The organism is Exiguobacterium sp. KRL4, assembly GCF_001870785.1.
Taxonomy (GTDB): domain Bacteria; phylum Bacillota; class Bacilli; order Exiguobacteriales; family Exiguobacteriaceae; genus Exiguobacterium_A.
Genome location: NZ_MOLV01000019.1, coordinates 1 through 19,553, shown reverse-complemented (window position 1 = coordinate 19,553; position 19,553 = coordinate 1). Strand labels below are relative to the sequence as shown.

Annotated in this window: 19 protein-coding genes; 11 read left to right on the top strand and 8 right to left on the bottom strand. The window is 45.9% G+C overall.

Annotated elements, in window-relative coordinates; translation table 11 throughout:
• Positions 1-26: 26 nt before the first annotated feature.
• The 5 genes from BLD48_RS11575 to BLD48_RS11555 all read right to left on the bottom strand — a co-directional run bounded on the left by BLD48_RS11575 (position 27) and on the right by BLD48_RS11555 (position 5,125).
• The gene (locus tag BLD48_RS11575) at positions 27-1,421 is read right to left on the bottom strand and encodes a sensor histidine kinase (protein ID WP_083412315.1); all 1,395 of its coding nucleotides are present in this window, start codon (positions 1,419-1,421) and stop codon (positions 27-29) included.
• On the bottom strand, positions 1,418-2,104 hold the full coding sequence (locus BLD48_RS11570; protein WP_014969641.1) for a response regulator transcription factor: 687 nt from the start codon (positions 2,102-2,104) through the stop codon (positions 1,418-1,420). Before BLD48_RS11570 ends, BLD48_RS11575 begins: the two co-directional genes overlap by 4 nt.
• Before the next feature lie 134 nt (positions 2,105-2,238).
• Complete coding sequence (locus BLD48_RS11565; protein ID WP_071500338.1) at positions 2,239-2,796, bottom strand: GNAT family N-acetyltransferase; 558 nt, start codon at positions 2,794-2,796, stop codon at positions 2,239-2,241.
• 259 nt (positions 2,797-3,055) lie between these two features.
• Positions 3,056-4,201 (bottom strand): amidohydrolase, encoded by a 1,146-nt coding sequence (locus BLD48_RS11560; RefSeq protein WP_014969643.1) that lies wholly within the window; start codon positions 4,199-4,201, stop codon positions 3,056-3,058.
• A 15-nt stretch (positions 4,202-4,216) separates the two neighbouring features.
• Entirely contained in the window at positions 4,217-5,125 is a 909-nt protein-coding gene (locus BLD48_RS11555) for a TIGR01777 family oxidoreductase (RefSeq protein WP_071500337.1), read from the bottom strand.
• Between the two features lie 116 nt (positions 5,126-5,241).
• Between BLD48_RS11555 and BLD48_RS11550 the strand changes: the two genes are divergently transcribed.
• The 5 genes from BLD48_RS11550 (at position 5,242) to BLD48_RS11530 (ending at position 10,879) form a co-directional block, all read left to right on the top strand.
• On the top strand, positions 5,242-6,063 hold the full coding sequence (locus tag BLD48_RS11550; protein ID WP_071500336.1) for a RecX family transcriptional regulator: 822 nt from the start codon (positions 5,242-5,244) through the stop codon (positions 6,061-6,063).
• 349 nt (positions 6,064-6,412) lie between these two features.
• The gene (locus tag BLD48_RS11545) at positions 6,413-8,140 is read left to right on the top strand and encodes an ABC transporter ATP-binding protein (protein WP_071500335.1); all 1,728 of its coding nucleotides are present in this window, start codon (positions 6,413-6,415) and stop codon (positions 8,138-8,140) included.
• Between the two features lie 17 nt (positions 8,141-8,157).
• Positions 8,158-10,218 carry an ABC transporter ATP-binding protein gene (locus tag BLD48_RS11540; RefSeq protein ID WP_071500334.1) on the top strand — a complete coding sequence of 687 codons (2,061 nt, stop codon included), beginning with the start codon at positions 8,158-8,160 and terminating at the stop codon, positions 10,216-10,218.
• 59 nt (positions 10,219-10,277) lie between these two features.
• Entirely contained in the window at positions 10,278-10,592 is a 315-nt protein-coding gene (locus tag BLD48_RS11535) for a DUF1811 family protein (RefSeq protein ID WP_071500333.1), read from the top strand.
• A gap of 2 nt (positions 10,593-10,594) precedes the next feature.
• Positions 10,595-10,879: a YfhJ family protein gene (locus BLD48_RS11530; protein WP_071500332.1), complete on the top strand. Its 285-nt coding sequence runs from the start codon at positions 10,595-10,597 to the stop codon at positions 10,877-10,879.
• Between the two features lie 51 nt (positions 10,880-10,930).
• Here BLD48_RS11530 and BLD48_RS11525 read toward each other — a convergent pair whose 3' ends face one another.
• The gene (locus BLD48_RS11525; protein ID WP_071500331.1) at positions 10,931-11,914 is read right to left on the bottom strand and encodes a metal-dependent hydrolase; all 984 of its coding nucleotides are present in this window, start codon (positions 11,912-11,914) and stop codon (positions 10,931-10,933) included.
• A gap of 121 nt (positions 11,915-12,035) precedes the next feature.
• Here BLD48_RS11525 and mutY point away from each other — a divergent pair, with 121 nt between their 5' ends.
• The 4 genes from mutY (at position 12,036) to BLD48_RS11505 (ending at position 15,970) form a co-directional block, all read left to right on the top strand.
• Positions 12,036-13,049 carry an A/G-specific adenine glycosylase gene (mutY, locus tag BLD48_RS11520; RefSeq protein ID WP_071500330.1) on the top strand — a complete coding sequence of 338 codons (1,014 nt, stop codon included), beginning with the start codon at positions 12,036-12,038 and terminating at the stop codon, positions 13,047-13,049.
• A 2-nt stretch (positions 13,050-13,051) separates the two neighbouring features.
• On the top strand, positions 13,052-13,477 hold the full coding sequence (locus tag BLD48_RS11515) for an SRPBCC family protein (RefSeq protein ID WP_071500329.1): 426 nt from the start codon (positions 13,052-13,054) through the stop codon (positions 13,475-13,477).
• A gap of 117 nt (positions 13,478-13,594) precedes the next feature.
• Positions 13,595-14,137, top strand: coding sequence for a nucleoside tri-diphosphate phosphatase (gene ntdP, locus BLD48_RS11510; RefSeq protein WP_014969653.1), 543 nt, complete (start codon positions 13,595-13,597; stop codon positions 14,135-14,137).
• A 42-nt stretch (positions 14,138-14,179) separates the two neighbouring features.
• On the top strand, positions 14,180-15,970 hold the full coding sequence (locus BLD48_RS11505; RefSeq protein ID WP_071500328.1) for an ABC transporter ATP-binding protein: 1,791 nt from the start codon (positions 14,180-14,182) through the stop codon (positions 15,968-15,970).
• Positions 15,971-16,015: 45 nt separating this feature from the next.
• Here BLD48_RS11505 and BLD48_RS11500 read toward each other — a convergent pair whose 3' ends face one another.
• Entirely contained in the window at positions 16,016-17,314 is a 1,299-nt protein-coding gene (locus BLD48_RS11500) for a glutamate-1-semialdehyde 2,1-aminomutase (protein ID WP_071500327.1), read from the bottom strand.
• A gap of 174 nt (positions 17,315-17,488) precedes the next feature.
• Here BLD48_RS11500 and perR point away from each other — a divergent pair, with 174 nt between their 5' ends.
• Positions 17,489-17,911, top strand: coding sequence for a peroxide-responsive transcriptional repressor PerR (gene perR / locus BLD48_RS11495; protein WP_251027441.1), 423 nt, complete (start codon positions 17,489-17,491; stop codon positions 17,909-17,911).
• 14 nt (positions 17,912-17,925) lie between these two features.
• Here perR and BLD48_RS11490 read toward each other — a convergent pair whose 3' ends face one another.
• The gene (locus BLD48_RS11490) at positions 17,926-18,288 is read right to left on the bottom strand and encodes a DUF2614 family zinc ribbon-containing protein (protein WP_012369565.1); all 363 of its coding nucleotides are present in this window, start codon (positions 18,286-18,288) and stop codon (positions 17,926-17,928) included.
• Positions 18,289-18,429: 141 nt separating this feature from the next.
• Between BLD48_RS11490 and BLD48_RS11485 the strand changes: the two genes are divergently transcribed.
• The gene (locus BLD48_RS11485) at positions 18,430-19,299 is read left to right on the top strand and encodes a nucleotidyltransferase-like protein (protein WP_071500326.1); all 870 of its coding nucleotides are present in this window, start codon (positions 18,430-18,432) and stop codon (positions 19,297-19,299) included.
• Positions 19,300-19,553: the final 254 nt, after the last annotated feature.

Here is a 19,553-nt window from a genome sequence, read left to right as displayed (position 1 = left end):
ATCCGATCGGTTTGGTCAACAGTCACTCAAGCAAAACCGTCCTCTTCGTCCGGCAACAACGGTAACGTAATCACGACAGTCGTCCCCTTACCAAGGGCAGAGTCAAATGAAATCGTCCCATCATGCCGATCGATGATATGTTTTGTGATCGCGAGTCCAAGACCGGTCCCGCCGTCTTTACGGGTCCGCGATTTATCGACCCGGTAAAATCGTTTCGTCAACCGTTCCAAATGTTCAGGCGGGATGCCTTCTCCTTCGTCACGAATCGAACAGATCGTTCGTTCACCTTCTGTGATGGTCGAAATATAAATCTGCTTGGAGGCTGGGGTATACCGTAACGCGTTATCAAGAATATTTCCGATGACCTGTTCAAGTCGGTCGTTATCCCCGAGGACAATTTGACTTGGATCAAAATCGGTCACGATCGAGACACCTTTGGCTTTAGCGATCGGTTCCATCCGGTAAACGACATCCTCAAGCACTTGACTGAAAACAAGCGGTTGTTTCGTCATCGGATACGAATCCCGTTCCAGTTGAGCGAGATCCAGTAAATCGTTGACGAGTCGTTGCAGACGTTCCGTTTCGCGTTCAATGATTTGATAGTATTGTTCGCGCGTTTTTTCATCCAAGGCTTGATCTTGCATCATTTCCGTATATCCGCGGATGTAAGACAAGGGGGTTCGGAGTTCATGGCTGACATTGGCTAAAAATTCTTTCCGCTGTTCATCGACTTCACCAAGCGATTCTGCCATTTTATTAAGTGTTTCTGCCAGTTCACCAATTTCATCATCGGACTGAATCGGAATCCGGTAATCGAAATCACCTTGCGCATAAACCGTCGACGCGCGTTTCATGTCAATCAAGGGGCGAATGATCGTATCGATGATTTGTCGACCGAAGATGACAAGATTGAGGACAATCAAACCGATCATAAAGAAAATCATCAATCGAAGCGGTCGGAAAGGTTCACTGATTTGACCGAGCTCTAGATAAAGAATCAATGTACCGACAAGACGGTTGTTTTCGATGATCGGAAATCCAGTCATTAAGATATCCGTGCCTTCAATCGGATGGCTTCGGCTCGAGACGACGGTCTCACCGTTTCGTAATTGCTCGATATCGGCATTCGTTAAAAACCGTAGACCAGCCGGATTTTTCTTCAGAAAGTCGATGAAGAAAACTTTCGATTCGGTCAATTCGTTCGTATAGGTCATCCCATCGTAAAAGGCGCCGGACAATCCTTCCGATTCATAGATGTTAATCAACTTTTCCCCACGGTTAAGCAGGAGATCTTCTTGCGTTTGTAAATAAAAGCGGTCATAAAGGTAAAATGTCAATAAAACAAATAAGACAGCAGAAAAAACGCTGGTGAACCAAATCGTAATCCAGATCCGGCGGCGAATGGTATACCGCTTAATCATACTTCCTCGAATTTATATCCGATGCCCCAGACCGTTTGGATCGAGCCGCCGGCTTCACCAAGCTTCAGACGGAGTGTTTTGATGTGAGTATCGACTGTCCGCAAGTTTCCGATGTAGTCGGCTCCCCAAATTTGATCAAGTAATTGTTCACGGGAAAACACTTTATCATTGTTTTGGACAAACAAATGGAGTAAATCAAATTCTTTCCGTGTCAAACTGATTGGTTTTCCGCTGACATGAACACTGCGGCTTTCTGTATCGAGCTCCAGTTTTCCAATCGTCAATGTTGCTGACTGATCCACCGTAAACCGGTGCGAGCGACGCAGGGTCGCTTCGATCCGTGCCAATAATTCCCGTGGACTGAACGGTTTCGTAATGTAATCATCGGCTCCGATTTTCAAACCGTGAATCCGGTCGAGTTCGTCGGAACGGGCCGTCAACATGATGATCGGGACATTCGAAAATTCGCGGATCCGCATACAAGCGGTTAAGCCGTCCATTTCCGGCATCATGACATCGAGCAAAACAAGATGGAATGTATCACGCTGCATTTGATCAAGGGCCTCTTGACCGTTCGTGGCTGTCGTTGTCTGGTAGTTTTCTTTTTGTAGGTTTGAGACGAGCAGATCGCGCATTTGTGCTTCGTCATCGACGACAAGTATTTTAAAGGATTGTTCAGGCATCAGTAATCACTCCATTTCATATAGGAAGAGATGATAGCTTCTTCCGACAGGTGAATTTTCCTTATCATCATACCATTTGGAGCTTTTGTTACGCACCAAAAGAACGACAAAAAAGCATGAGAGGAAAGTTCCTCTCATGCTTCGAGTTGTTGTTCGTAGATTGTTTCGAATTCGCGTCCGTGAATATACATTTGGAAGCTGGACTTAGACACTTCGTATAACGTGAACTGGGTTTCCCCTGTGTTCAACTGTTCGAGTAGTGCCGGTCGTAACTGATCGGCGCAAAAAGCATACGGCAATTTTTCGGCTGCCTTTTGTGAACGGACATTACTCTGCCGGATTTTCATGAAGACACTTTCAAATTCAAGATCAAAAAATAGTTCCGCAAAAAATGCTTCTTTTGCTAGATTGTTGTAGCCTTTCCCATGATACGGTTTACCTAACCATGTACCGAGAAACCCATACTGTCCTTCGATATCGAGTAAACTGATTGTACCGATTGGTTGGTCAAATTCGTCTAGGATGGTACGTGAGACCAGTTCCCCACGCTCTTCCTCTTCGATTGCCTGCTTTGTAGTAAACAGAAATTCATCAAAGTACCGTGTTTTTTGGCGGACGTACGGATATACGTCTTGATGCTGCATCAGTTCGAACAAATCAGCGCAGTCGCTCAGCTCCCGTTGCTTGAGCATACTTCCATTCCTCCTTCTTAAGACCGCTAGAATGATTGTCGAAAGCTACCTGTCTGACTCGTTTGAACCGCGCATGGTATGCCTTCTTCAGTTGTCGGATAAGATAATATTACCTTCTTTTTTTAAAAAAGCAAGCAAATAATTTTTGTGAAAAAACATACAAAAATAAGACATTTTTTGCAAACAAAAAGTAGCCATTTTCATAACGAAAAAAGTCTTTGAATTTTAACGATTTTCCGTTAAAATCAAAGACCTTTTTTTAAGACATTGAAGTGAGATGTGTATGTTCAAAGATTACTTTCCCATCAATCATCGTCATCAACGGCTTCGCGAGATAATCGAGCGGGAAGTGACTCCATAAGACGAGATCGGCATCTTTACCAACTTCGATTGAACCAACTCGATCGGCGACACCGATCGAGCGGGCCGGATTGATCGTGATGGCACGAAGCGCAATGTCGACGGGTAATCCTTCACGGGCAGCAAGACCGGCACATAAATTCAAATACTGGACAGGTGTATAAGGGTGATCCGTCGTAATCGAGACTTCTAAACCATGTTCGTGCAGAACCCGGTACGTTTCCCACGTCTTATTTTTAAGTTCAATCTTAGATTTTCGTGTAAACGTCGGACCGACCGTCACGTGCTCGATCGGTAATCGTTGGAGTTCTTTTGCGACGAGGTGACCTTCTGTACAATGCTCAATCCGGACGTCGAGATTAAATTCTTCCGCAAAGCGGATAGCAGATAAAATATCATCCGCACGGTGGGCGTGGACACGAAGTGGCATCTCTTTGTTCAAGACCCGTTCGATCATCCGATGGGCGAATGTATCTGCTGTTCGCTGCATTTTTACTTCGAGGAAAGCTTCGCGCAACATTCCCATGATTCCCATTCGTGTCAGTTCACCGGCACGTCCGGCACTATGGACCCGTTTCGGATTTTCTCCAAGGGCGATTTTTAATCCGGCATATTTCCGTAAAATCATATCATCGATGAACCGTCCGTGTGTCTTGATGACACTTGTGACGCCACCGATGATGTTCATACTGCCCGGCATGACTTGAACCGTCGTAACACCGTGTTCGATCGCTTCTTTGAAACCTTCGTCTAACGGATAGACGCCATCGATCGCCCGTAAATGAGGGGTCATCGCGAAAATCGTTTCATTGGCATCATTTCCGACCGTCCCGGTTCCTTCGTCATAAAGTCCGAGGTGAGTATGGGCATCGATGAACCCGGGGAGTAAAAAACGTCCTTCGGCTTCGATGACCCGCTCATCTTCTCGGGCGTCCAATAGTTCATTGATTTCATTGATCTTACCGTCTTTGATTCGAATATCTCCATAAAAATTATCTGATGTAATCGGGAAGATATGTGCATTGCGTATTAAAACATCCAACATGTGTCAGCCCCTGTATTAGTTTGTATGCTCCAGATTTTGAAGTGCATCCTTTAGTTCAGCATACCGAAATTTGTAACCATTTTCGAGTGCTTTTTTCGGAATGACTCGAGCTCCTTCAAGAACGATGACACTTTTTTCACCAAGGGCGAGTTCAAGTGCGAAGCGTGGAGCAGGTAACCAGTGAGGACGATGTAATACATTCCCGATTGTTTTTCCAAACCGTCGCATCGTCTCAGGATGAGGGGCTGTGATGTTGAGTGGACCGTTCACGGAGTCAGTCGTCAAGGCAAACAGGAACAGTTCGACGAGATCATCGATATGGACCCAGGAGACCCATTGTTTTCCGTCGCCCATCGTTCCTCCGCCAAACAGTTTGTAAGGAAGACGCATCAATGGATAAGCACCACCGTCCGTGCTTAAGACGACACCGATTCGTGGATGGACTAAGCGGATACCAAGCTCGGCAATCGGTTCTGCTAAGTTTTCCCAAGCAACACACACATGACTCAAGAAATCGGCAGTTGGTGGAAGAGAGGTATCTTCTGAAAAAGTCTGATGGCGGTCTTGTCCATAAATCCCGACGGCAGATGCTGATAAAACGACAGCTGGTTTTGAATCCAGGGCTTGGATGATCCGGACCAGTTCTTTTGTCCCGTCGATCCGGCTGTCAAGAATGACTCGTTTCCGTTCCTCCGTCCATCGTCCATCGTTGATGGAGGCACCGGCTAAGTGAATGAATGCATCAATATCGTTTAACTCCTGTTCCGGCGAGGCCCCGTCCGTCAACCATTCGACGTACGTGATTTGTCCGGTCGCTGCTTTAGGTGAACGTGTCAGAATCTTAATCTGGTGTCCTTCGTTAAGTAAGCGTTTCGTTAATGCCTGTCCAATCATTCCTGTTCCACCTGTAATCGCAATCTTCATCAGTCAAGTCATCCTCTCATTTTGATACTTGTACATATGTTCCCGTTTGTCCATTTCACTCAAACCTCATTCAACATGTTATCGTTGCAGAAGAAGACGAAAAAGGAGGAACAGACATGAAAATCAAACGAATTTCCACCCAAAAGAAAAATACGGAACGTTTTAATATTTACATTGAGCGCGAAGGCAAAGAAGAATATGCATTTGCCGTCGATGTCGATATTTTAATCAAATATAATCTACAGCGCGACAAAGAGCTAGAAGATGATTTCGTCAAGGAAGTACTCACGGCAGAAGAACAACAAAAAGCCTACCGGTTGTCGCTTAACCATCTGTCATACCGGATGCGGGCGACGAGTGAAGTCGAAACCTATTTGATGGAAAAAGAAACGCCCGAGCATGCGGTGAAACATGCGATCAAACGGTTGACCGATCAAAAGTATTTGAATGATCAACAATTTGCCCAAGCGTATACGGCGACGAAAAAGGCGACGACGCCGCAAGGTCCCGGAAAGATTCGCCGGGATCTGGAAGCCCTGAAGGTTCCGAAGTCGTATATCGACGAGGCGCTTGCGGAGTTTACAGAAGAGGAAGAACTCGAAAAAGTGTTGAAGTTTTTACGGCAAAAACAAAAAGAACTGGCGAGAAGGTCGGTTCGTGAGCTGAAACAAAAACTACAACAAACACTGATGCAACGCGGTTTTTCAACGGAAGTCTCAAAACAAGGACTTCAACTTGTATTCGAAGAGGTCGAAGCGGAAACGGAAGAATCAGCTGCGTTGTACCAAGCTCGAAAATATTATCCGAAATACCGGAACTTGGAGCCGTTCGCCCGTGTGCAAAAAACGCAGCAGGCGCTCGTCCGGAAAGGGTTCCCGTATGCGCTTGTCGCAGAAGTGATCGAGCAAGTGAAACAGGAAGAAGAAGAAGGAATATGACAAGAGATGTTTCCGATTTAAAAATTTGGACACAAAATTGACAATTGTTCGACAATTATGCTATTCTACGCTCAGATTAAGAAAAGGAGGAACCGTCACATGAAACAGCCACTTGTTATCTCATTGATCAAACAGCTAAATATGGCGGAGACTCTCGAACTCGTATAAACACTCATTCAGTGTGCGATTGACAGGGAATCCGTTCCCCGAGCACGCAGACCATATCGTCGATTCAAATCGTCTTTAGAAAGGCAGATTGATTCTCGGACTGCTCCGGAAATCAGTTTGCCTTTTTTGCGTGCTTGGAAATTAGGTAACACCAATATGAACGACAAAGGAGGGAACGATTGTGCGACTATTCCGCCAACTCAGTTGGTTTTTGAAGGAACATAAAAAATCATATTTGATTGCCGTCGTATTATTGATCGTGACGGGCTTCATCGATTTGACGCCCCCATGGTTGATTGGAAAAGTAATTGACGGATTACGTTCCGGTTCTATGGACCGGACGACTCTGATGCAATACGTCATCGGTCTCACTGTCATCTCGATCACGTCCTTTATTTTGACGTATTTATGGCTGGCGAAATTATTCGGAACGGCTTTTTTACTTGAACGCACATTGCGAAGCCAGTTTTTTACGCATTTATTAAAACTGACCCCGACGTTTTACCAACGGAATCGAACAGGAGATTTGATGGCGCTCGCGACCAATGACTTGAAGGCGGTCGAACGAACAGCTGGTTTTGGTGTTCTGACACTCGTCGATTCACTCAACATGACGGCGATTACGTTAGTCGTGATGGGAGTCGCGATTGATTGGAAACTGACGCTTGCGGCACTGTTGCCAATGCCGATTCTTGCCTATGCGATGAACAAACTTGGCAGTCAGATTCATGGGCGTTTCATGACGGCGCAGGATGCCTTCGGGACGATGAACGACCAAGTCGTGGAATCAATCTCTGGTCTACGGGTCATCCGCTCATTTGTGCAAGAAGATATCGATGTAAAAAAATTCGATCAAGTGACGACCGATGTCTTTGATAAAAATATGCATGTCGCGAAAATCGATGTCTTGTTTGAACCGATCATCAAATTATTAGTCGGGATCAGTTACTTGATTGGTTTATCGTTCGGGACATATCTCGTCTTCACGAACGACATCACGCTCGGACAACTCGTTGCCTTTAATATTTACCTCGGCATGTTGATTTGGCCGATGTACGCCTTTGGTGAATTGATCAATGTCATTCAGCGTGGGACAGCAAGCCTCGATCGGCTTCAATCGACGATGCGGGTCAAACCATTGATTACATCGACGCCGAGCGTCGACATCGATGTCCCGGAAACGATTGAACTGTCAGACTTGACGTTTACGTATCCGGAAACAAAACAACCGGCGTTACGGGGCGTGAACGTAACGATTGAACAAGGGAAGACGATTGGGATCGTCGGTCCGACCGGTGCTGGGAAAACGACATTCCTTCGTCAGTTCTTACGTGAATATCCAGTCGGACGAGAGATGTTGAAAGTCAACGGGGTTCCATATGAAGATGTGGCACTTGAAACGGTCCGAGGTTGGACAGGGTATGTTTCGCAAGAACACCTGTTATTTTCAAAAACAGTTCGAGACAATATTCTCTTTGGTGCCGGAACAGCAACGGAGGCAGAACTGCACGAAGCGATTCGTCTTGCTTCGTTTACGACAGATGTCACGATGCTCGATCAAGGACTGGAGACACTGGTCGGGGAGCGCGGGGTCACGTTATCGGGAGGTCAAAAACAACGATTGTCGATTGCGCGGGCCATGTTAAAAAAACCGAAGTTATTGTTACTCGACGATTCGCTGTCAGCAGTGGATGCAAAAACGGAATCGCAAATCATCGATGCGATCCGTACGAACCGAGAACAGTCGACGACGTTGATTGTCGCCCACCGTTTATCGGCGGTTGCCCATGCGGACGAGATTCTTGTCTTACAAGACGGTCAAGTGACAGAACGTGGGACACATGAACAATTGATGGCACTTAAAGGCTGGTACGCTGAACAGTTTGAACGCCAAAGTGAAGAAACGTAAGTGAGGAGGTGTGAACCATGAATGAAGAAGAACTTTATGTATTAGATCCGGTTCGCCGGAAAACGACCATCCGCTCGCTCGTCCGGTATGCGATGCACGAGAAACGAGCGATCTTCTTAGGATTGTTTTTGTTGATTCTGGCGGTCGGAGCAGAACTGACCGGACCGTATATTGCTAAAGTCATCATTGATGAACATATTGTCGCAATCGAAAAAGATTGGGTGGAAGTGAGTGAAGGTGGGACGGTCGAGTATGGGGACCGACAGTTTGCGAAGACGGCAGATGTACCGGCGTCAGCGGTCCTGCGACCGATCGCGATCGTCCAATCGAAAGACGGCTATTATTTTGTTCCGGAAAAAGTCGTCAGTGGGGGGGAACGGAGTGTGACGGATGGAACGTTGACAGTCACACGCGGAAACGACACGTATCGTTATCCTGGTGTCACGAAGCTGACTCAAGGTCAAGTGTATGATTTTTATGCCTCAGATCTGAAAGCAATCGGATGGTTATCGCTGTTCTATATCATCTTATTATTGCTTGCAGCAGGCTTAAACTGGATCCAACAGATTTTGCTTCAGCGCTCGGCCCATAAAATCGTCAAACGGATGCGGCTGGATGTATTTTCACATTTACAACGGTTGCCGGTCCGGTATTTTGATCAGACGCCAATCGGTAAAATCGTTAGTCGGGTGACCAATGATACGGAAACGATTCGTGATCTGTACCTCGGTGTTCTGGCACGCGTCTTTTCCGGCCTGATCACGATGGCAGGAATCCTCGTGGCGATGTTTTTCCTTGATGTTCGTTTAGGGTTGGCCTCACTCGTCATCATTCCGATCGTCTACTTCTGGATTCAATTGTTCCAAAAACTAGCGACGGAAAACAACTTCAAGGTCCGATCACTTGTCGCCGATATGAACGGTCAATTAAATGAAAATATCCAAACGATGCCGATCATTCAAGCATATGCCCGGGAAAAAGAAGTCCTCGCGGAGTTTGAACAGAAAAACGAAGAAAACTATCAGACACGCTCGAAATTACTCCGACTGGAAGCGTTGATGTCGCATAACTTGTCATACTTCTTAAAAAACTTGACGCTCGCCTTATTGATTTGGGTCGTCGCCGGAAAAAGTTTGACGGACGGAACGTTTTTATCGCTTGGTATTTTATATGCCTACATCGATTATGTCTCCCGTCTATTTGAACCGGTCACTCAAATCATGAATCAGTTGTCCCCACTTCAACAAGCCCTTGTCTCAGCAGACCGGATGTTCCAACTGCTGGATGAGAAGGGGGAAGATGTCGAAAAAGGACGTTTGCCGCGTTTTGCGGGTCGTGTCCAGTTCAAACAAGTTGAATTCAGTTATGATCCTGGTCACCCGGTGTTGCAACAGATTGAGATCGAGGCGCGACCCGGTGCGACGATTGCTCTGGTCGGTCATACCGGCAGTGGGAAAAGTTCGATCATGAACCTGTTGATGCGTTTTTATGATCCGTCAGCAGGACAACTGCTGATTGATGGACAAGATGTCACGACGTTGCCTAAACAAGCTGTCCGTGATCATATGGGGATCGTCTTACAAGATCCATTTTTATTCACGGGGACGATTCGGACGAACATCACGCTCGGTAATCCGTCGATTTCGGACGAACGCATCCGGGAAGCAATCGTCGCTGTAGGGGCAGATCGGTTCATTGACCGGCTCCCCAAAGGACTTGATCAACCGGTCATCGAAAAGGGAGCAACCTTGTCGGCGGGAGAACGGCAGTTAATCAGCTTTGCCCGCGCACTTGCATTCGACCCGGCAATTTTAGTGCTCGATGAAGCAACGGCGAGTGTCGATTCCGAGACGGAAGCGATGATTCAAGAAGCGTTGCTGACATTGACGAAAGGGCGGACGACGTTCATCATCGCCCACCGGCTATCAACGATCAAAGACGCGGATGAAATCATCGTCCTGGACCGCGGACAGATTGCTGAACGTGGGACACACGAAGAGTTATTAGGGAAACACCAGATTTATGCGAAAATGTATGCCTTACAAAGCAAACGGAATCTCGAACTGAAATCGAGCTAACAGGACCATTTTACTTCCTCTTTTCGTATATACTAATGACGAAGAGGGGGAGTTTTTTGATGGAAACACGAATGAGTCAACTGTCGAAATATGAATTAGAGATGCTCGTGACGAAGTTGAACGAGCAAAAACGAAAAGCCGAGCAGCACGGCAACATGAGTGAAGTTGAGGTCATTATCCGGAAAATTGCCATTGCCCAGAGTTATCTCGTCGACGCGAGTCGCTTCGAGACGGGACGGTTTTACCGGATTGATGGAGAAGAACCACGTTTCGAGCTGCATTTCGTCAACGGGGTCATGGGATGGGGACATTTTGAAGGGACAGTAAACGAAGTGGCGATTCCACTCGCCTTGATTCGAGAAGAGGAGGAATGACGATGGATCAAAATCGTTCAGAAGCACTAAAAGGACTGGCTGCAGAATTACAACACGTCAACGAGACGTTGACACCACTCGAAGCTTTGACGTGGGTTGAAGTACTTTGGGAAGATTTCGAAGCGACACTTGCGCGGGCAGGAGAGAAATACCAAGGCGAAGCGGTTGCCGTTCGTTTCGTCCAACAACAAATCAAACAACACGGTGCGATGTTGCATCGTTTCAACACGACAAATGAGAAGTTCAAACATCTGATGATTGGGCGCGACAGCCAGTCGTTCAACTAAAAAAGGACTCGCTCTTCGGAAGGATTTTTCCGAACAGAGCGAGTCCTTTATTCATAAGGCGGGAACAACTAGTTTTTTTTGTAACGTCCGTTCGCTGAAGACCCAGCCCGTGTAGGAGCTGACGATTTGATGCGACGTCGCATCAATTCGGACGACCGCGACGAAGGGATACACTTCTTTCGTGAAATACCGTAAATTCGTGAAGCGGTATTCGACGATGCCATCTTTTCGTGAAACGGTATACGTATGAATCTTCGAAAACTCAAGGAAGGCCTGCAAATCGGCGTTTTCTTTGACGACTTCATACAACTCGTCCCCATGAGGTTCCTCTTTGATGCGGAAGTTTCCGCACTCGACGACGTTTCCGGAATTGATTTTGACAACAGCATATTCGTTGCGGAGGCGTGCTGCAACATGCCATTCATCCCATTTCATTCCGGGAGAAATAAACAATTTGTGGGCACCTCCGTAATAACGGGCTGCCGTCGCTAGCGCGTCATTCCGTAGTTTAAACTGGACGGCATAGTAGATGATAACGATGGCGATCAGAATTGGGAAGATGACGATCGTCGCCCGGGTCAGTAACCAGATGCCAAACGCGCTATAATACATCGTGAACAGATAGGGATCAAACGTATTGATGACGCCCCATCCAATCCAGATTTTCTTAAACGGATGAAGAGCTTGTGTCCCGTAAGCATTAAACAGATCGACGAAGACATGAAGGGCGACAGCAATCTGTGCCATCAGCCATAATGAAGTAGGTGGAACACCAAACAAGGCACCGATGACGATGGATAACAATAACGGCCAAGCAATCAAAGCAATCAACCCGTGTGATTTCCCACGGTGTTGTCTGAGATAGGCACTGTTTCCTTTAAATTTAAATACAGTATCAAAGTCCGGGGCATGGGAACCGACCAGGGCCGTGGTTGTGACGGCGGCAAACAGCGTAGCGCTCGAGGCGACGTCAGGTTCAAGCGTAGAAATGGCGGCGAGGCAAAGTCCCATTCCGATATGCGTACCAGTATCCAATGCGAATTCGCTCCTCTATAAAAAGTAATGAAAAAGTAATGAATCTCATTCATAATTTGAAAAATCAGTTACCTGCAAGTTGCATTTACTATAACGTATCAGACAGAAAAGAGGTAGAATTTTGACTCTCGTTAAAGAATATTTCACAAACTTCAATAAACAACATTTTACAACGGAACTGGTTCAATGGTTCTTACGTGAGCAACGACAATTGCCATGGCGGGAAACGAAAAACCCGTACCATATCTGGATCAGTGAAATCATGTTACAACAGACGCGGGTCGACACGGTAATTCCTTATTACCATCGTTTTACGGAACGTTTTCCGACACCACACGATCTAGCATCGGCCGATCAAAGTGAAGTCTTAAAATACTGGGAGGGTCTAGGGTACTATTCCCGAGTTAAGAATCTTCAAATCGCCGTTCAAGAAGTTGTTGAAAAATATGATGGAATCGTACCGGATGAGAAAGAAAAATTTGAAAGTTTGCGTGGCGTGGGTCCTTACACGACAGGTGCCGTCCTTTCCATTGCGTATGGTCATCCGGAGCCGGCCGTCGACGGGAACGTCATGCGAGTGCTATCGCGTGTTCTAGGAATTTATGACGACATCGCCGCACCAAAAACACGGAAAACATTTGAAGCGGCTGTTCATGAACTGATTGACCACATGGATCCATCTAGCTTCAATCAAGGGTTGATGGAGCTTGGAGCGATGGTTTGTACACCAAAATCACCGATGTGCGGGCTCTGTCCGGTCAATGATGTCTGTTTTGCCTATGAACGGTCTGTTCAAGCAGAGCTTCCTGTCAAAACAAAAAAAGGAAAAACACAGACGATTCAATATGATGCATTAGTGTATGAAGAAGACGGACGTGTGGCCGTCATGAAACGTCCGGATACTGGATTACTCGCAGGTATGTGGCAATATCCTTTAGTAGAGACGATGGACGACCAACCGGGAGCGCTTGTCGGTAGTGTCAAACATATCTTTTCACACCGGATTTGGGACATCACCGTTTACCGTGTGGCGACACAACCAGCAGAAACGGTTTTGATGGACGAATCGACGTATGCTAAACAACCGATTTCTGTCGCGCAAATGAAAATTGATCGATTATTGAAGGGAGAATGAAGATGAAGCATTTTTTGACGGAGACCCGTGTTCCGACGACAAAGGAACAAGCCTGGTTATTTTTAAGTGATGCGAAAGCATTGACCGGTATGACGACTTTCCCGAAAGTACAAACGAGCGGCGATACGAGGACGTATGCCGGAAATACGATTCAGCTGAAAGTCGGTGTTCCGCCGATCTATGTAAAGTGGGATTCGATCATTCCGATGGTCGGGGCAGATGTCTTTGTCGACGTCGGAGTCAAGGTTCCGTTTCCGTTTTCGGCCTGGTGCCATACGCACCGTGTCGAGGAGCGGGCGGACGGTGTCTATATGGTGGATGATTTGATTTATAAATCGTATTTGCCGAAATGGTTCGTCGATCTGCTCATCCTGCGACCGATGTTTCGCCAACGGAAGCAAGCGATTTTACATCATTTTTCAAAATAAATACCAGTCATTTTCTTGAAAAAGTAGCCTTTCGTTTTTCATGTGTTCTGAAAATGGGTATAATAAGCACGAGAGTATAGAAAAAACTGAATAAAAAGCTTCAGAAAGGAGTAGCACATGAGTCGATTCCCAAAAGAAAGTAGCAAGATTGAGATTCAAAGTTTCAAACATAACGGCAGCTTACACAGAGTTTGGGAAGAAACGCTCGTGCTTAAATCGACGGAAGAAGAATTGATTGGATTCAATGACCGGATCATGGTCAGTGAATCGGATGGTCGTCAGTGGCGGACACGAGAACCCGCGATTTGTTATTTTTCGACAGAACTTTGGTTCAACGTAATTTGTATGATTCGCGAAGACGGAATCTACTATTACTGTAACTTAGGGTCACCTTCGACGTTTGATGAAAAGGATCGAGCAGTCAAGTACATTGATTATGATTTAGACATCAAAGTTTATCCAGACATGTCTTACATGATTTTGGATGAGGATGAGTATGAGAAACATCGCCGGGACATGAATTATCCGAAAGCGATCGATCGTATTCTCAAGGACAACGTCCAGATTTTGATTCAATGGATTCGGAGTCGCAAGGGTCCGTTTAATCCAGCATTCGTTGAAACGTGGTATCGTGAATACGAAACAAGATATCGGAGATGATGGTTCGCCATCGTCTTTTTTTAGTTGAAAGAAGGGAAACACATGAGTAGAAAAAAACAAGTCCACCCAAAAGAAAAAGGTTCGATCCGACGGTACATGGAATTCGTCAAACCCTATAAAAAACAAATCCTTTTAACGGTGTTTGTCGGGATCATCAAGTTTTCGATTCCATTAGGGTTGCCGTTGCTCTATAAATACATCATCGATAATCTTTTGGACGAAACGACGACGGTTCCATTGGCAGAACGCAGTAAGGAATTGGCCTATTTGATCGGGGCCGGATTCTTCGTCTTCCTTGTCGTCAAACCACCACTGGAATACATTCGTCAATACCTTGCTCAGTGGTCCGCGTCAAAAATTCTATTTGATGTCCGAAATCGATTGTTTGATCATGTCCAGAAGTTATCCTTACGATTTTATTCAAATTCAAAAACGGGGGAAGTCATCTCGCGGATCATTAATGACGTCGAACAGACAAAAGATTTTGTCGTGACCGGTTTGATGAACCTCTGGCTCGATATGATCACGATCTTGATTGCGATCGCCATCATGTGGACGATTGATCCCAAACTGACACTCGTTGCCATCATTCCCTTACCATTTTACGCACTTGCCGTTAAATTCTTTTATGGGCGGCTTCGTAGTCTGACACGTGATCGTTCCGCGGCACTGGCCGAGTTGCAAGGACATTTGACAGAACGCGTCAACGGAATGGCCGTCATTCGGAGTTTTGCCCTCGAACCACATGAAAACCGGGCGTTCAAAAAACAAAATGATGGTTTTTTAAATGCCGCTTTACGGCAAACGAACTGGAATGCCCGGACGTACGTCGTCGTTTCGACGATTACCGACTTTGCACCGATTTTGATTTTCGGAGCAGCTGCCTTCCTTGTCTTGAATGGTCAAGAGTCCCTTGGGACGATGGTCGCCTTCATCGCCTATATTGATCGTCTGTACGCACCACTCGGCCGACTCGTCAACTCATCGACGACATTGACGCAATCGATTGCCTCGATGGACCGGATGTTTGAGTTTTTGGATGAACCGTATGACATTACAGAAAAAGCGACAGCTAAAAATCCGGGTGCCGTCAAAGGAAACGTCCAATTTGAAGATATCAGCTTTTCGTATGAAGAAGGGGGCGAACTGGCGATCAACCGGCTGACGCTCGACGTCCAAGCAGGTGAACGGATTGCGTTCGTCGGCATGTCAGGAGGCGGGAAATCGACACTCGTCAGTCTGATTCCCCGTTTTTATGATGTCTCATCCGGACGGATTACGTTGGATGGTGTCGATATTCGAGATTTGAAGCTTCGTGGTCTCCGCGACCAAATCGGAATGGTCATGCAAGAATCGATTCTGTTTAGTGAATCGGTTGAAATGAATATCAAGATGGGGAATCCGGAGGCGACAGATGAACAAGTCATTGCTGCAGCCAAAGCCGCCAATGCCCATGAGTTCATCGAACGTTTGCAAGATGGCTATAAAACACCGGTCGGCGAACGTGGTGTCAAGTTATCGGGCGGACAAAAACAACGTCTCGCGATTGCTCGCGTGTTCCTCAAGAATCCACCGATTTTGATTTTAGACGAAGCAACGAGTGCGCTTGATCTCGAAAGCGAATCCATGATCCAAGATTCATTGGCACGTCTTGCCAAAGGACGAACGACGTTTACCGTGGCTCATCGTCTTTCGACAATCACCGATGCCGATAAAATCGTCGTCATCGAAAATGGACAGATCACGGAAATGGGACGCCATGAAGAATTGATGCGTAAACGTGGCGCTTACTTCGAACTGTATGCGATTCAGAACTTAGAGCTCGTCGAATGAAAAAAAGGCTATTCCGAAAAAACGGAATAGCCTTTTTGTATCGGATTATAGTTGAGAAAAGGCATGATTCACGGCAACAATCGTCTCATCGATATCCGCTTCTGTATGAGCCGTCGTCAAGAACCACGCTTCATATTTAGAAGGGGCAAGATTGATGCCTTGTTCGAGCATTAATTTAAAGAAACGACCGAACATTTCACTGTCAGCACGCTCAGCTCCTAAATAATCGACGACGGTCTCATCGGTGAAGTAGACTGTCAAGGCTCCTTTGAGACGGTTGATCGTAATCGTGACAGCATGCGTTTTGGCGGCTTCAAGAATCCCTTGTTCAAGTTTCGCACCCAGTCGGTCGAATTCTTCGTAAACTCCGGGTTGTTTGAGTAATTCGAGGCAGGCGATTCCGGCTGCCATCGAAGCCGGATTTCCGGCCATCGTTCCTGCTTGATAGGCGGGACCAAGTGGGGCGACGTGTTCCATGATCTCTTGACGTCCGCCATACGCACCAATCGGTAGACCTCCGCCGATGATTTTTCCGAGTGCCGTCATATCGGGACGGATGTTTAACAGTTCCTGTGCACTTCCATACATGAAACGGAACGCAGTGATGACTTCATCATAGATGACGAGGGCACCATGTTCATGCGTAATGTCGTTGATGGCCTGAAGGAAACCAGGTTGCGGTTCAACGATTCCGAAGTTCCCGACGATTGGTTCGACGAGGACACAGGCGACTTGATCGCCCCACTCTGACATGATTTGGCGGTACGACTCAATATCGTTGAACGGTGTCGTAATGACTTCTTTGGCTGTCGCTTTTGTGACACCCGCCGAGTCAGGCGAACCGAGTGTCGCCGGTCCACTTCCCGCTGCAATCAGCATCAAGTCGGAGTGACCATGGTAACAACCGCTGAATTTGATGACCAGTTCACGTCCGGTGTAGGCACGAGCGACACGAATCGTCGTCATGACCGCCTCTGTTCCGGAGTTTGTGAAACGAACCTTTTCTAAAGAAGGGATTGCTTGCTGGAGCTTGTGAGCGAAATCGATTTCTAAACGATGGGGGGTTCCATATAATAAACCGTTTCGTGACGCGTTTGTGATTGCTTCCGTGATATGTGGATGACCGTGACCAGTGATGATTGGTCCATAAGCTGCTAAGTAATCGATGTACCGATTTCCGTCGACATCGAAGAAGTACGCCCCTTCACCACGTTCCATATAAACAGGAGCACCACCACCGACTGCTTTATAAGAACGGGATGGGCTGTTCACACCGCCGACGATACATTTTTGTGCGACTTCATATAACGCTTCAGAAGTTTTGCGACTTGTTTGAATTGACATGAGGATTCCTCCAATCGTTGATACGTGAAAAATATCACGATACGATTGTATCATGTCTGTCAAATGAGGAGCAGAGCCGTTGACGGAAAGAAAGAATGTAGGTAGACTAATTATAAAGATTACAATCTAATAATCAATGAAAGATAGAAATGAGGGGATGACGTGGCGAACGAAATGCTAGATGACGCAGTACGCTCTTTACGTGAATCAGGCGTTCGGATGACACCACAACGTCATGCGATTTTGGAATATTTAACGACGGGACATACACATCCGACAGCAGATGAAATTTATCGTGCGCTCGAACATCGTTTTCCAAATATGAGTGTGGCGACAGTTTATAATAACTTACGGGTCTTCCGAGAAAAAGGAATCGTAGAAGAAATGAATTATGGAGATGCTTCGAGTCGCTTTGATTTTGTGACGACACGTCATTATCATATGATTTGCGAAGGTTGTGGAAAAATCGTCGACTTTAATTATCCGGTATTAGATGATGTGGAGACAGTTGCTGCGCACTTGACAGGATTTAAAGTAGATCGTCACCGCCTCGAAGTCTACGGGACTTGTCCCGATTGCCAATCGAACGTGCACTAAAAAACGAGCTTCCTTTAGCGGGGAGCTCGTTTACTGTGTTTATTGTATTTTTCATCAAATTCTTTTCCTTCAAGATTTCGATCCATCGTCAATGGTTCGTCGCAGTGCATACATAAATCGACCCGACCGAGAACTTTTGTTTCTTTCCCGCAGTTCGGACACGTGACGACAGCTGCTTTTGTCGAAGTTAAACCAATCAAGAAATAGAGAGCTGTACTCGCTAGGACCATGACGAATCCGACGAGCATTAAAATGACCATGATGATTTCAAATTGTTTTAACAAAAGACCACCGTACATGACGAGCATTCCGCCAAACACTAAGAACATCGCTAAGTTACGGGCGCGATTTATTTTGTTTTTGCGTTGTTTTTTCACATGAATTCCCCCTGTAGTCAGTCTAGCATATTGTTGGAGCGAGTCTGAAGCAGGAACGGTTGATTTTTTGTCGAAAATGGTAACGGACGAACGATCAAAAATCAGCAGGTCGAGTATGGAGTAGAGAAGGGTGAGAAGGAAATGGAGCAAGCAACACGAACGATTTATTCAGAATATGCCGCTTATCCGGACACACAAGGAATCATTTCTGTTGAAAAAAGACAGCCGCGGGACTCGTTGACCGATCAATTTGATGTCTTACTTTTAGTGATTACGCGAGACCCGTCCATTGAATGGACAGTCAAACATTATCGTCTGGATACATTGCGAGTTTCATTACAACTCGTACACGAAGACGTGTTGTCTCGTTGGATGGTTTTAAATGCAAACCGAAGGGCCGTCCATTGGATATCAGAAGGTTCGATCATCTTTGAACGAAATGACTATTTGACGAACTTGAAAAAACAGTTATTAAATTTTCCGGAAACCGAACGGTGTTTACAGATGTCGTTATCATTCGCGAAATTGTTGCGCCGTTTTCAAGATGGAAGAAACTTGTTCAGCCGTGGAAGTTATTACGATGCCTATACACACGTCCACCATGCCCTACATCATTTAGCCCGGTTATCTGTCTTGGAAAAAGGGGCACATCCGGAAGTCGTCGTCTGGGAACAGGCACGTTTGGATGATCCGGATGTCTATAAGTTGTACGAACAGTTATTATTAAGTGAAGAGACGTTAGAACAACGGATTCATCTTGCGTTGATTGGTTTAGAGCATTTGTTACAATCGAAAGTGTTGTCAGGTGGTAAGTACTTATTTGAGGTCATGCGAGAACGTGATCGTCCTTGGACGATGTATGAATTGATGGAGGAACAACGCCTGGAGGAATTAAAAGTCGACTTAGGTAGTCTGATTGATTTCTTTATCCGTAAAGGATTAGTTCGAATTTCTTATCAGCGAACAAAGGGATTAGGCGTTGAACTTGTAACGTATGAACCGGTCGTCTAATCGACCGGTTTTCACTTGTTCAGAATGAAAAAAGAAAAGATTAGGAAACCTATATATAGAAGAAAAAAAATTTCTCATTCTTTTTTAGAAAAATAGTTGACGTTGTTATCTCGAGATAGTATATTAATACATGTCGACAGGCGCATGCCGAGGACGCGATGAAAAACAATATGAAAAAACGATTGACGCACAAGTTATTTCGTGATATCTTATTAAAGTCGCTGAAAACGACACGACGAACTTTGAAAACTGAA